At 41.6% G+C, this 14,349-nt stretch carries 11 protein-coding genes and 1 pseudogene; 9 read left to right on the plus strand and 3 right to left on the minus strand.

The window, feature by feature from the left end:
- The first annotated feature begins 16 nt into the window (after positions 1-16).
- Positions 17-2,893: a type I restriction endonuclease subunit R gene (locus E0H81_RS09430; protein ID WP_131318423.1), complete on the plus strand. Its 2,877-nt coding sequence runs from the start codon at positions 17-19 to the stop codon at positions 2,891-2,893.
- A gap of 104 nt (positions 2,894-2,997) precedes the next feature.
- Here the strand turns inward: E0H81_RS09430 and E0H81_RS09435 are convergent, their stop codons facing one another.
- Positions 2,998-3,675, minus strand: coding sequence for a type 1 glutamine amidotransferase domain-containing protein (locus E0H81_RS09435; protein ID WP_131318425.1), 678 nt, complete (start codon positions 3,673-3,675; stop codon positions 2,998-3,000).
- A gap of 976 nt (positions 3,676-4,651) precedes the next feature.
- Between E0H81_RS09435 and arsC the strand changes: the two genes are divergently transcribed.
- The 7 genes from arsC to E0H81_RS09470 all read left to right on the plus strand — a co-directional run bounded on the left by arsC (position 4,652) and on the right by E0H81_RS09470 (position 10,141).
- Positions 4,652-5,080 carry an arsenate reductase (glutaredoxin) gene (gene arsC / locus E0H81_RS09440; RefSeq protein ID WP_131318427.1) on the plus strand — a complete coding sequence of 143 codons (429 nt, stop codon included), beginning with the start codon at positions 4,652-4,654 and terminating at the stop codon, positions 5,078-5,080.
- 58 nt (positions 5,081-5,138) lie between these two features.
- Positions 5,139-5,459, plus strand: a complete 321-nt coding sequence (locus E0H81_RS09445; RefSeq protein WP_086194141.1) for an ArsR/SmtB family transcription factor — start codon at positions 5,139-5,141, stop codon at positions 5,457-5,459.
- A gap of 3 nt (positions 5,460-5,462) precedes the next feature.
- On the plus strand, positions 5,463-5,936 hold the full coding sequence (locus E0H81_RS09450) for an arsenate reductase ArsC (RefSeq protein WP_067723681.1): 474 nt from the start codon (positions 5,463-5,465) through the stop codon (positions 5,934-5,936).
- 5 nt (positions 5,937-5,941) lie between these two features.
- Complete coding sequence (gene arsB, locus E0H81_RS09455) at positions 5,942-6,982, plus strand: ACR3 family arsenite efflux transporter (RefSeq protein WP_067723682.1); 1,041 nt, start codon at positions 5,942-5,944, stop codon at positions 6,980-6,982.
- Between the two features lie 4 nt (positions 6,983-6,986).
- Positions 6,987-7,691 (plus strand): arsenical resistance protein ArsH, encoded by a 705-nt coding sequence (gene arsH, locus E0H81_RS09460; RefSeq protein ID WP_131318429.1) that lies wholly within the window; start codon positions 6,987-6,989, stop codon positions 7,689-7,691.
- Between the two features lie 167 nt (positions 7,692-7,858).
- Entirely contained in the window at positions 7,859-8,926 is a 1,068-nt protein-coding gene (locus E0H81_RS09465; RefSeq protein ID WP_131318431.1) for an ArsO family NAD(P)H-dependent flavin-containing monooxygenase, read from the plus strand.
- A gap of 153 nt (positions 8,927-9,079) precedes the next feature.
- Entirely contained in the window at positions 9,080-10,141 is a 1,062-nt protein-coding gene (locus tag E0H81_RS09470; RefSeq protein WP_131318433.1) for an RNA-guided endonuclease InsQ/TnpB family protein, read from the plus strand.
- Between the two features lie 91 nt (positions 10,142-10,232).
- Here E0H81_RS09470 and E0H81_RS09475 read toward each other — a convergent pair whose 3' ends face one another.
- Together E0H81_RS09475 and E0H81_RS09480 are read right to left on the minus strand one after the other, a co-directional pair.
- Positions 10,233-11,810 (minus strand): Na/Pi cotransporter family protein, encoded by a 1,578-nt coding sequence (locus E0H81_RS09475; RefSeq protein ID WP_131318435.1) that lies wholly within the window; start codon positions 11,808-11,810, stop codon positions 10,233-10,235.
- A 194-nt stretch (positions 11,811-12,004) separates the two neighbouring features.
- Positions 12,005-13,438, minus strand: a complete 1,434-nt coding sequence (locus E0H81_RS09480) for a sensor domain-containing diguanylate cyclase (protein ID WP_235943617.1) — start codon at positions 13,436-13,438, stop codon at positions 12,005-12,007.
- 498 nt (positions 13,439-13,936) lie between these two features.
- On the opposite strand from E0H81_RS09480, the pseudogene E0H81_RS16210 reads away from it, so the two are divergent.
- A pseudogene (locus E0H81_RS16210) lies at positions 13,937-14,161 on the plus strand (transposase); the annotation flags it as partial.
- Positions 14,162-14,349 lie beyond the last annotated feature (188 nt).

The following is a 14,349-nucleotide window of genomic DNA, read 5'->3' on the forward strand; positions in this document are numbered from 1 at the left end:
AAGATTAGAGGGTGAAATGACAGTACAAAGCGAATATCAACTTGAAAATGAACTGATTGGCCAGCTGAAACAATTAGGTTACGCCTCAGTGACGCTCAAGGATGAAGGCCAGCTACTGTCAAACCTGAAAACGCAGATTGAACGTGCCAATGCTTTGCAACCATTATCGCAAGATGAATGGAAACAGGTGATCAGTCATTTAAATTCTGGCACAGTGTTTGAACGTGCCAAAAATCTGCGTGACCGCTTTCCTGTGAAGTTTGATGATGGTTCCAGTCGACATATCGACTTTCTGTTCAATGATGCTTCAAAAAATATCTATCAAGTGACCAATCAAATTACCATTGATCATCGCGATCATAATGGCCGTACCAGCCGCTTTGACGTGACTTTGTTGGTCAATGGTCTTCCTTTGGTTCAAATTGAACTGAAAAAGCGCGGTATGGAAATTGCCGAAGCCTTTAATCAAACTTTGCGTTATACCCGTGAAGCCTATTGGGCAGGGCAGGGCTTATTCAGTTTTATTCAGCTGTTTGTGATCAGTAATGGCGCCAATACCCGTTACTATTCAAACGGTACCAAACATATCGACTTTGCCTTTCCGTGGGCAGGGATCGACAATAAAACCATCAATGAAGTGGTCAAGTTCACTGAGGTGTTTCTGACCCCGGCACATATCACCGATATGATCAGCCAATATATGGTAATGCATGAAACGTCTAAAGAATTGATGGTGCTGCGACCTTACCAAATCTATGCGGTACAGAAGATTGTGCAGCAGGTGCAAACTTCAAATCGAAATGGCTATATCTGGCATACCACAGGCTCGGGTAAAACCCTGACCTCATTTAAAGCCAGCCAGATCATCATGAAAATGCCGGATGTGGAAAAGGTGTTATTTGTCGTGGATCGCAATGATCTGGATACGCAAACTTCCAGAGAATTTAACGCCTTTAAAGCCGACAGTGTGGACAGTACCGATAGCACGCATACCTTGGTCAAACAGCTCGATCAACGGCATGACAAGCTGATTGTCACCACCTTGCAAAAGCTCAATCGCGCGATCAGCAGCGACCGCTATCTGGAATATATTGATTATCTGAAAGACCAGAAAGTGGTATTTATCTTTGACGAATGCCATCGTAGCCAGTTTGGCGATACCCATCAAAACATCAAGAAGTTCTTTAGCAACGCCCAGATGTTTGGTTTTACCGGAACCCCGATCTTTGCAGAAAATAGCCAGTCCAAAGCCGGTTTAAAGCTCACGACAGATCATCTGTTTAATCAGTGCCTGCATCAGTATGTGATTGTCGATGCCATTCGGGATCGCAACGTGCTGCAGTTCCAGATTGACTATCGCGGAAAATACAGCAGTAAAGGTATGCAGACTAATGAGTCGTATGATGAAGATGTCGAAGGGATTGATACCCAAGAGCTGTATGATAATCCGCAACGTCTGGAAATGATTGCCCGCTATATTGTCGACACCCATCCGACCAAAACCCGCAATGGTGAATTTACCGCGATGTTTTGCGTCAGTTCCGTGGCTACGCTGACCCAATACTACGAGATGTTTGAAAAGGTTCAAGCCGCCAAACAAATTGAAGATGAAGCACAAGGCCGATTATTCAAACCGCTGACGATTGCCACCATTTTCTCTTATGGCGCCAATGAAGCGGTCAATAGCGATGCTCAGAATGGGCTGATTGAAGAAGAAGCCGCCGATGTACCCACCCAGATTAATCAGTCCAATCGCGATAAACTCGATCGTTATATTGCCAACTATAATGTCCAGTTTGGCACCAACTACAATTCAGGTGATGGCTTTTACGCCTACTACCGCGATATTGCAGAGCGGGTAAAAAAGAAGCAGATCGATATTTTAATGGTGGTCAATATGTTCCTGACCGGATTTGATTCCAAGCCACTGAATACGCTGTATGTCGATAAAAACCTGAAATATCATGGTTTGATTCAGGCTTTTTCACGCACTAACCGGGTTTATAATGACAAGAAACCTTTCGGCAACATCATCTGCTTCCGTAATTTGAAACGGGCGACCGATGAAGCACTGGCGCTGTTCTCGAATAAGGAGAGTAGACAGATCGTACTGGTGCCAAGTTTTGAAGACATCAAAAAAGACTATGAAAATGCAGTCGCAAAGCTCTTGGCGATTAGTCCTGACTATCAGGCCGTCGATGCACTCTTGACCGAAGAGGATCAACTGGCATTTATCAAGGCTTTCCGTGAAGTGATGCGTTATAACGCGCAGTTACAAACCTTTGTGGAATATGATCAGGATCAAACCAAGCTCGATAAACAGCACTTTGCTAACTTTGCTTCTAAATATGCAGACTTGTGCCGTGATCTGCGCAAGACCACCACCAGAGAAAAAGTATCGGTACTGGATGATGTCGATTTCCAGCTGGACTTGCTGCACAGCGACCGGATCAATGTCGGTTATATCCTCAACCTGTTGCAACTGGCGATTGATGCAGGGGATGATGAGAAACGTAAGAAATACGAAGCACAGGTCTATGACCTGCTGGGTAATGACGTGAGCCTGAATGACAAGCAGGAACTGATCAAGAAGTTCATTAATGAAAACCTGCCCAAAATGATCAATGGTCAAAGTGTGCAAACCGCTTTTGCAGCATTCTGGGATTTCGAAAAAGAACAGGCCTATCAACACATCTGTGAAGCAGAAAACCTCAAGCCTGAAGTGATGAAACAAGTACTGGATCATTACCAGTTCACCAAACGTTTGCCACGTAAGGAAGAACTGAAAGATTTGCCGAACTATAAGGTGAAGCTGTTTGAACGGGATAATGTATTTTCAAATCTGCTGGTGAAGACACGGCAGTTTATTGAGAAATTTTATGTCGGGATATAGATTATAAAAGACTTTCAGAAATCGTCATTCTGGTCATAGCCTCTCAATTTATTCACTTCAAATGGCTGATCACGTTTAAAATGAGATCAGCCATGGGTTATGGATTAATTTAACAGTTTAAGTAGTGCGTGGGCTGTTGCCTCAGAAGAAGCTGGATTTTGTCCAGTGACGAGCAATCCATCAACCTCAACATGCACTTGCCAATCATCCACTTTGGAATAACTCCCCCCATTTTCCTTAAGCACATCTTCTACCAGAAAAGGCACGATTTCAGTCAGACCCACTGCAGCTTCCTCGCTATTGCTAAAACCTGTGACTGACTTACCTGCAACTAACGGTTTACTCTGTTCCGTTTTAACGTGACGAAGCACCCCAGGCGCATGGCATACAGCGGCAACAGGTTTACCGATCTGAATAGCTTGTTCGATCAGGGCAATTGAATCTGTATCTTCTGCTAAATCCCATAAGGGTCCATGACCGCCTGGATAAAACACGGCATCAAAATCGTTAATAGACACTTCGCTCAGCTTTTGGGTATGCGCAAGTGCTTGCATGGCAGAGGAATCTGCCTCAAAACGATGCGTTGTTTCAGTTTGGGAATCGGGCTCGTTGCTTTTAGGATCTAGCGGCGGCTGACCCCCTTTGGGAGAGGCTAATGTCACTTCTGCACCCGCATCGATAAAGGCATAATAAGGTGCTGCAAGCTCTTCAAGCCAGAAGCCGGTCTTCTTGCCTGTATTGCCAAGTTGGTCATGTGATGTAAGAACGACAAGAATTTTCATATTGTTTACCTAATGGTTGTACTTTTGGGTTTTTGATGTGCGGTTATTTGGTAAAGTAATACCCTTTATTAGACTACGTTCATAAATCAAAAAAATATGATCTTTTTGGTAATAATCTGTACCGTAAATTTTAAAATATTCATGCATAACTTATGCATGAAAGATATCGATATAAAAAGCTTTTCGCTACCAGTTCAGGAGGCCACTTAAACAAACTTTAAATCCGATTGCTGCAGGAGCCTGTGTACTTACAGATAAAGATTAGGCTTTGTATCCAAAAAGTCTATTGTCATTAAAAGCAAAGGGACGCTGCAAACGGTTGGTTAAGCCCAGAAGCCTTTGAACAAAAATATTTCAAGAATTTAGAGGGATCAACTGTCCACAATACTGTCTAGGATCAGTTCTACAATACAGAACAAGATCGACTTTTCCTCGAAAATTTTAGAAATATGGGGAGCTCTTTATTTGGCAAGCAAGTATGGCATTTAAGAGGTTATAATCCCGAGGAGAAAGAATTTGAAAAAATAAAAATAGATCACAATCTCAATGGTTTGAATAAGTATTAATATTTCGAGCTAACATTCAAATTTATCTATAAGCAAAAGACTATTCATTTTCAGGATTTTAGATCATATATGCATCTTTGGATGATCATGCATCCTGGCTTTTCGAATAAAAAATAGCCTAAGTGTGTTATCCAAAATTTTAAGCTAGGGTCTTTTTGACTAGTCTTCAGGGTGTATTTTCAATCCTGAAAAACAATCGAGTAATTCAATAGCCATTGTTGATAGTTGGTAGAAGGAGGAATACCTATCCTTGAATGCTTCATGTTTAAATTTGTGAGAAAAAATACAAATATTTTATGAATTTTTGAAAGCTCAGTTGACCAAATAAAAGAATTTTAATATATGTATTTGCATATATATGGAAATACATATATAAATATCTCTAAGTTTTTAACAGCAGAGTCAGCAAAATGACCTCTAACGTCAAGATTTACCACAATCCTGAGTGTGGTACGTCCAGGAATACCTTGGCTTTAATCCAAAATGCAGGAATTGAGCCTACAGTTGTTCACTATTTACAAATGCCGCCATCGCAAGATGAGCTACGCCGCATGATTCAAGAGGCAAATCTTACAGTTAGACAAGCTATACGAAGCAATGTAGCACCGTATTCTGATTTAGGGCTTGATCAGGAAGATTGGTCTGATGAACAACTTATAGATTTCATGCTGCAGTATCCGCTGTTAATTAACCGTCCTTTTGTAGTTACAGAATTGGGTACACGTCTGGCAAGACCCTCAGAAGTGGTACTAGATATTTTACCTTTCCCACAAAAAGGTGCTTTTAGCAAAGAAGATGGTGAAAAAATAGTAGATGAAAATGGACAAAGATTGAAATAAAAAAATTGGTTAATATATGTGGATATTTATATATCCACATGAGCAGAGAGGTGCAGTGATGCAACAAGTCAATTTCTTTAAATGTTTAGCGGACGAGACACGTCTGAACATTGTTGTCTTGGTGGCGAAGCATCAAGAGCTTTGTGTTTGTGACCTCACCGAAAAACTCCAACTGAGCCAGCCTAAAATTTCTCGCCATTTAGCTCTTTTACGTTCAGTCGGGCTACTAACCGATCGTCGTCAAGGGCAATGGGTGTATTACAGTATTAACCAAAAATTACCCGAGTGGTGTTTTGCAATTCTTGCAGAACTACAACCTACAGAAAGTCTGAATAAATCACCTATACCTGATTCTTGTATTCAAATTCATTGTGAGTAAAAAATGAAGTTTTTATTTCTTTGTACAGGCAATAGCTGCCGTAGCATCTTGTCAGAAGTTTTGTTTAATAGCCGTGCCCCGGAAGGTTGGAAAGCATATAGTGCTGGGAGTAAGCCTTCAGGACAAGTGCACCCGCTGACCATAGAAACCCTTGAAAACTTAGGGTTATCTACCGAAGGTTTATGGAGTAAAACGATTGATGACTGTGAACAGTACCAACCTGATGTTGTGATCACGGTATGTGACTCTGCTGCTCAAGAAGCCTGTCCACTTTATTTGGGTGGTGCAATCAAGGCACATTGGGGATTGGCTGATCCTTCACACCTAGAAGTGAATAAAGAAGAAAAAATGAAAGCCTTTATGAGCACTGTTGAACATATCAATAAACGCTTAGATGCTTTATTTGCCCTCGATGTAAATAAACTCTCTCGTCCTGAACTCATTGCTGAAATCAATAAAATTTCGAATGTCGAGTAAGAGATATGTCTGAAAAACGCTTATCCTTTTTAGATCGTAACCTGACGCTATGGATTTTTATTGCCATGGCTCTAGGTATTGCCATCGGGAACTTCTTTCCGCAAGCTTCTGTCGCACTCGATCAATTAAGTATCAACTCTGTGAATATTCCAATTGCAGTTGGTCTTATTCTGATGATGTATCCACCCCTGGCAAAAGTGAACTATGCGACGTTGCCACAAGTATTTAAAGATAAAAAAACACTAACTTTATCTTTAATACAAAACTGGCTAATTGCTCCAGTATTGATGTTTGCTCTGGCTATTATATTTTTACATAGCTATCCCGAATATATGACCGGTGTCATCCTGATCGGTCTAGCTCGATGTATTGCCATGGTATTGGTTTGGAATGGCCTAGCTTGTGGTGATAATCAATATGTTGCAGCCTTAGTGGCGTTTAACAGCATTTTCCAGATTTTATTCTTTAGTACCTATGCCTGGTTATTCCTGACCTTCCTGCCACCTTATTTTGGGGTTGCTTCACAGGTCATTCATGTTGATTTCTGGACTATCACCCATGCTGTTCTGGTTTATCTTGGTATTCCATTTCTGTTGGGTTTCTTAACGCGTTGGATTCTGGTGAAACAAAAAGGGGTAGAGTGGTATGAAACTCAGTTTATTCCGAAAATCAGCCCGCTGAGTTTAATGGCTTTACTGTTCACGATTCTGGCCATGTTTAGCCTAAAAGGTGGTGATGTCGTGAGTCTTCCACTGGAAGTTTTACGAATCGCGGTTCCTTTAACCATTTACTTCGTTTTGATGTTCTTTATCAGCTTCTTTATGAGTAAATGGATGGGCAATGACTATCCTAAGACCACAGCAATCGCATTTACTGCAGCCGGGAATAATTTTGAATTATCACTGGCAGTCGCAATTGCCACTTTTGGTATCGCTTCACCTGTTGCTTTTACCACGATTATTGGTCCATTGGTCGAAGTTCCGGTGTTGATTGCCTTGGTGAGTGTTTCGCTCTGGCTGAGAAAAAAAGTTTTTAAAGAGGCCTAATTCTATGAATCTCCCAAACGTAGATCTTAATCTTCTTGAGCGACCGACTTTTGAAAAAGTTCAGGCAAAAGAACTTGCTCCTCCCCCTCGCATTTTGCTCCTTTACGGCTCGAATCGAGAACGCTCTTATAGTCGCCTTGCAGTTCTTGAAGCCGGTCGAATCCTTGAGCATTTTGGGGCAGAAGTCAAAATCTTTCATCCTAAAGGGCTTCCTTTACCAGAAGATGCCGATACTGAACATCCAAAAGTAAAAGAGTTGCATGAACTTTTAACATGGTCAGAAGGCATGGTCTGGTGTTCACCTGAACGCCATGGTTCTATGAGTTCAATTTTTAAATCACAAATAGACTGGATTCCACTGGCAGGAGGGGCAATCCGTGCCACCCAAGGTAAAACCCTTGCCTTGATGCAAGTCAGTGGTGGATCACAGTCATTTAACAGCCTGAACCAGATGCGTATTTTGGGGCGCTGGATGCGGATGATCACCATTCCAAATCAGTCTTCAATTCCGAAAGCTTTCTTGGAATTCGAAGAAGATGGACGAATGAAGCCTTCAGCTTTCTATGACCGGATTGTGGATGTCATGGAAGAGTTATTTAAGTTCACCCTACTGACTCGTGGTCAAAGCAAATACCTGACTGATCGTTATTCTGAACGCAAGGAATCGGCTGAAGAGTTGTCCAATCGTGTAAATCAGCGCAGTTTGTAAATGCTGGATGGTATTAAATACTGCGCCTCATTGCCAGGTCAGTAACACTTTTATGCTGTACCGATGAAGTGCTGTTAAAGGTACAATGAATATTGTAAAAACCCAGTCTTCATGATTGGGTTTTTACATTAAAAAAGTCAGAGATAAATAAGGAAAAGGTGAAGGCTTTGAACCAGAAACAGACTGAAACTGATGTGATCATTATCGGTGGTGGGCAGGCCGCTTTATCTACCGCTTATTTTTTAAAGCGCAAGAAAATCCCATTCATTATATTGGATGAGCAAAATCAAGCAGGGGGTGCCTGGCTGCATACCTGGGAGTCATTGCGTCTTTTTTCTCCTAATACCTGGAGTTCTCTATCCGGTTGGATGATGCCCATCACTGAACAGACCTATCCAACACGAAATGAGGTGATCCAGTATTTATCGGCTTATGAACAGAGATATCAATTTTCGATTGTTCGTCCAGTACATGTCGATCGTGTGGAATCGAAGGGAAAGTATTTAGACGTATATGCCGGAGAAAAGTTTTGGCGAGCCAAGGTGGTGGTCAGTGCAACAGGGACATGGAGCAAACCTTTTATTCCTGATTATCCGGGACAGGAAAACTTTCAAGGCACTCAGTTACATTCAGCCCATTACCTGAATGCAGATCCATTTAAAGATAAGAAAGTCATCGTGGTGGGCGGGGGGAATTCGGGCGCGCAGATACTCGCTGAGGTTTCACAAGTTGCTGAAACCATTTGGGTCACGAAAAGTCCACCTCAATTTCTATCGGATGATGTAGACGGTCGTGTATTATTTTTAAGAGCGACGGAACGCTTAAAAGCACAACAAGAGGGTAAAGTCATTGATCAGCCTGTTGGGGGGCTTGGAGATATCGTGATGATAGACAGTGTTAAGGAGGCGAGGGAGAGAGGGGTTTTGCATAGTCGTCCGCCTTTTAAATCGTTTACCACAAATTCTGTCATTTGGCCTGATGGCTCTGAAGAACACGTTGATGCAGTGATTTGGTGTACGGGTTTTAAAGCCTCATTGGATCACTTGAGAAGTCTGGGTGCGGTAGAGCAAGATAACTCGGTAGAGGTTAAGGACGGAAGGTCGGTCAAGATCGCGAACTTGTGGTTAGTGGGATATGGAGACTGGACTGGACTAGCCTCTGCAACATTAATTGGCGTTTCTAGAACAGCGAGAGCCACAGTGGATGATGTTGCAGATTATTTAGCCAATATTTGATTTGAGCGTGGATAATATTTTGAAGAAACCTTTTTATCAAATGGAGCGTAAAACTCTGTCCTTCAGGGCAGAGATATAAGCGACACGACATGAAATGTTGTTGGATTTTTTAAAAATCAACACCTTTAATTTAACATGATCTAAAATAAGCCCATGAAAACACTTAAATTACGCATAAAAGACAAACATTGCAAGGTGCTAGACCAATTAGCATCTGAGGTGAACTTTGTTTGGAATTATGTGAATGATTTAAGTTTCAAACACCTAAAAAGAACAGGTGACTTTTTCTCAGCATTCGATATGGCTAAATACACAAAAGGGACTTCAAAATTGTGTGGGCTGCATAGTCAAACGGTGGATGCAATCAGAGAAGAATATGCTGGTAAAAGAAAACAGTTTAGAAAAGCAAAATTAAAATGGCGTGTGAGTAACAAGAAGTCAGCAAGACGTTCACTTGGTTGGATACCATTTAAGAAGTCAGGGATAAACTATGCTGATGGCTATGTGCAATACGGCAAGCAGAAATTCAAGCTATGGGATAGTTACGGTATAGGCAAATACAGCGTTAGAACAGGCTCATTTGTTGAGGATAGTCGTGGGCGCTGGTATGTGTGTCTTGTTGTGGATAGCCCTAAAGCTGAGAAACCCACCGCCCCCAAAGCGATCGGGATTGATCTAGGCTTAAAAGATTTAGCCACCTGCTCAGATGGTACTGTGATTTCAAATCCTAAATTCTATCGAAAATATGAGAAGAAATTAGGTATAGCTCAACGAGCAAGAAATAAAAAACGTGTACGTGCATTACACGCCAAGATTACAAACTGTCGTAAAGACCATTTGCATAAAGCAAGCACTCTGCTTGTGAAAGAAAATGCACTGATTGTTGTTGGTGACTTAAGTGCGAAAAAGCTGGTGAAAACCAAGATGGCGAAATCTGTTTTGGACACAGGATTTTCAGCAATCAAAACAATGCTCAAGTATAAATGCGAGAACGCAGGGGTATTGTTTAAAGAAGTCAATGAAGCCTATACCACCCAGATCTGCTCGTACTGCAAGAAAATATCAAGCAGTAGTCCGAAAGGTAGGGTTGATCTTGGAATGAGAGAATGGACATGCCAGAACTGCGGTACAGTCTGGCAGCGGGATTTGAATTCCGCCCTGAACATACTCGCGCTTGGGCATGAGCGTCTAGCAGTAGGAATCCCCTTGCTTTAGCTGGGGGAGGATGTCAACATCCCACTCTGAAAGAAGGTTTAAGAACTGCCTTGAAAGATGCCAGAAGACTGTTAAAGGATTGATAAAGGTTTCAACGTTCAGCCAGCACTTTTGATAGTCTTTTGGTATGGGCGATCAATCGGTCCAGCCAGCGTTTTGCAGCAAGAAGCTTTAAACTTCTTGCTGCACTCAGCCGGTTTAAGGTGGCATATTGCATCACCTCTTCACGTAAGGTTGCGCGGTTCTCATCGGTCCAGTGTTTAAGATTGGCCAGTTCCTGTTTAAAATTATCAATGACTTCAGCATTTTCTAAGAATTCCAAACTGGTTGCATAATGATCCAGAATATTTAGGAAATCTAAAGCCACTTGATAAATATGGGGTTGGGTCCGAATAACCAATGCATAGGAAACACCTTCCAAATCACTTCGCAGAACATGCATATAAACCATCATGCGTAATAAAAAGGTCAAGCGTTGTTTATCTTGTTGATATTCTGGAACCACAATTTTCTCTAAATAGGCTTCTAGCTGTTCAATCACTTCATCTAATTGCTGGAATTCTTTTGGGCTAACAGTCGCCCCATCCTGAAAAGCACGACGCAATATCTCAAACATCTGAATCAGGCTTTGATACGCTACTTTTTCTGCAGCGATGATGGCCACACTTGGAATCTCCAGATTGGATTCATCCAGAATTTCGAGCACCCCGGAGGTTTTCTGAGGTAAAAACTTACAAATGAGGTCATTAAATTGATGGATCAAAGGTATAAAAATACATGCGCCCATTACACTAAATAAAGTATGGAAGGCCGCCACTATAACGACCTCATCCCATGCAGCAATAGATTGAATATGATAATAGGTCCAGTTAAATAAGGGCAGCAATACAAAGAAAGCAAATACCGCACTGACCACATTAAAAACCACATGCACCGCTGCAGTCCGCTTGGCATTAACCGAGCCACCAATAACAGCCAGTACTGCAGTTGCCACTGTCCCGATATTTTGTCCAATCACCAGTAATAAGGCTTGCTGCAGGTCAATTGCTGTACTGGCTAAAGCAGCTAGAGTCGCAGTAATGGCGGCACTGGAAGACTGCAGCAAGACCGTCATGATCAGGCCAATCCAAACCAGAAACAGCTTTTGCCCAAATGAGTGATAGTTAAAAATTGACAAATCGACTTGTTTAGCAAATCCTGACATCGCAATCTGTAATTGATCAATTCCAAAGAAAATCAGACCAAAACCTGCCAGTACAAAACCCAATAATGCTAAACGGCCATGGGTTAATAATTTTAACAGCGCGCCTAAAGCAATCAGAGGCAAGGCAAAAGTGGCAATAGAAAACTTAACCCCGAGCAAAGCCACCATCCAACCGGTACTGGTTGTTCCGATATTGGCACCAATAATCACCCCAATCGCTTGGGTAAAACTCAATACTCCTGCCCCGACAAAACCAATAGTCGCAAGGGTAGTGGCTGTAGAAGATTGGACAATCAAGGTCAGACCAATACCAGAACACAGTGACTTAAACGGTGTCCCTGTAAATTTGGTCAGCCATATTCGTAAAGTTTCACCTGCCATTTCTTTAAGACTGTCGGTCATTAAAATCATGCCAATTAAAAATAAACCAATACCGCCACACAGCTGAGCAATAATTTCGAGCACAGTTCTCTCAATATGTATTTTTTACAATCAGAATACAGTCTGATCAAGGTGATGTCATTAAGAGTGGCGATGGAATAGCTAAAATAGGATGTGCTCGGGACAATCCCCCCGGTAGTCTTTGAGTGACTTATTACTCGGTTATAGAGGAGGATTAAATATTCTTCTTGGTGATTTTATCAGTTGATGCCTAGAATCTAGCGCGTACAGTTACGCCCCTCATGCTTGGCTTGATACAGTTTTTGATCCGCCATTCTCAGAACGTCCTCTACATCTTCAGAATTTCGAGGCCAGTAAGCGATACCAATTGAAATGGTCACCGTTCCCATATCCTCCATCTCTGTGAGTTCAACCGCTTTTCGTAGCCGTTCCGCAGCCTGAAAAGTAATTTCCGGATCCGAAGTAGCCATTAAAATAATAAACTCCTCCCCCCCTGAACGGCAGCAGATATCATTGTCTCGAAAATGATATTTCATTACGCTCGCCAGCCTTTTTAAGACCACATCGCCTTTGTCATGACCATAGGTATCGTTCACCTTTTTAAAGAAGTCGATATCCACCGCCAGCACAGCAAACTCGGTACGCATACGCACAAATTCTTCAATAAACAGCTTCATCCCACGGCGATTGTACAAACCGGTCAGCGGGTCGCTATTCACGGACTGATTCAGCTCATCAATTTTTTCATTAAAATTCTGACAGCTCAGCATCAGGGAGTTTTTGAATTGATCGACTTCAAAATACAAAGGATCAATTTTGTTAATTTTTTCCTGAATATCCGTCCTGTTCAACATACTGGCCATTTTCGCCAAATGATTTAAAGGCAGTGCAATAAAGCCAGATAAACGCCAGACCACAAAGAAAATGAATAGATAAAATAGTGTAATTCCGATGGACACTTTGAAAATGATGCTGTTGGCCTGAGCAAATAGCTCATCAATCGGCTGCTGCGATACCACAATCCAGCTCACGCTGGGAATATGCGAGAAACCGACAAGACTATCTATTCCTTTACTGTTCATCAGACGGAAAGCTCCATCCTGTTGATGAAGCATAGCTGTTAATCCATCACTGGCCTGAACTTTCTGGCCAATTTGCCGAGTATCTGCATGAAAAATGATACGTTTTTGGTCATCCATGACATAGGTATAATTTTTCTTGTAGCCATATTTGGAGGCCAGCATTTCACTGACCAAATTCTTGCTCTGCAGATAAATCGTGCCCGCAATAAAACCCAGATATTGCCCTTTGTCATCAAAGATCGGTTGAGAAACAATGACAATCAGTCTTTTGGTCGAAGACCAGTACGGAGAAGAGATATAAGTTTGCTTACGCTTGAGCGACTCGGTAATACCATGTGTTTTCTGGATATGTTTGGGATCAATCTTTAAGGTCGTCGGGAAAAATGAAACGACATGGCCTTGCCTGTCAGCCAGAAAAACACTATTGAAATTTCCAGACTGGCTTTTTAGGCGCGCCGCTTCACTGCTTCTCAGGCTTTCACTGGAAAAATTTTTGCCCAGCAGGTTCGCACTAAATCTTAAATTTTTTAATATTTCCTCAAACTGATAATTGGTATGCGCAGCAATTCTAGACGAATATTCTGCATTTAATGCCAAGGAATTATCCATTAGGCGTGCTTTAACTGTTTGGTTTATAAAGAATAAAGAAAAGATAAACAGACAGGTCACACTTAGAATAGTTAAAAGTAAGATTAACCTGCGCAGATTTAAGTTGAGCGCCCATAAAACCTGTCTCACTAGATCAATCCTAAGTGATTATTTGTGATACTTATATCATAAAAATTATTTCATAAATCATTTTTTATTCAGATCTAAGTTATAGATTTCAGTCATTAAATTGAATTTAAAGCCAAGTCTTTTACTTCTGTTTCGATAGCCTTCGACAAGGATCTTAAAGGTTTTCAGGCTGAATCATTGGCATACCCCACCACTTTAACGATGTTCAAGTGTGGGGGATTCTGAAAGCAAAACTATTGTGTGACTTCCTTACGGAGTTCACTTGCTTTCTGCTTCTTCGGGGAGCCTTTACTATATTTAATAACCCCCAATTAAAACGGACACTCAAAATTAAGACCTAGGCATAGAACTAGAGTTAAGGAGTGTCTTATGGAACGTATCGAAGTTATTACATCCGTCCAGCGTCGCAGACGTTATACAGGTCAAGAGAAAGCGCAGTTTGTTGCCATGACCCTGCAACCCGGATCATCTGTTTCTTCCGTTGCCAGACAGTATGGAATTACTCCAAGTTTACTGTTTAAATGGAAAAAACTCATGCAAGATGGTGGAGTGACTGCCGTGGAAGCCAATGATCAGGTCGTCAGTGTTTCAGACTACTGCTTTAATGACATAACACTTTATCCAAGCCTATGCGAATGTAGAAAATGTAGAAGAGGTATTAAAGCAAATGAAATTGCATATGCGGCGGGTGTTCAAGTAGAAACAAAAATCCTAAAAAGCGTACTGTTTGAAGAGGGTATTGTTGAAACTGCCAAACAGCTTGAAACTGATCTCATTGTGAT

The organism is Acinetobacter terrestris, from assembly GCF_004331155.1.
In the GTDB taxonomy this organism is placed as follows: domain Bacteria; phylum Pseudomonadota; class Gammaproteobacteria; order Pseudomonadales; family Moraxellaceae; genus Acinetobacter; species Acinetobacter terrestris.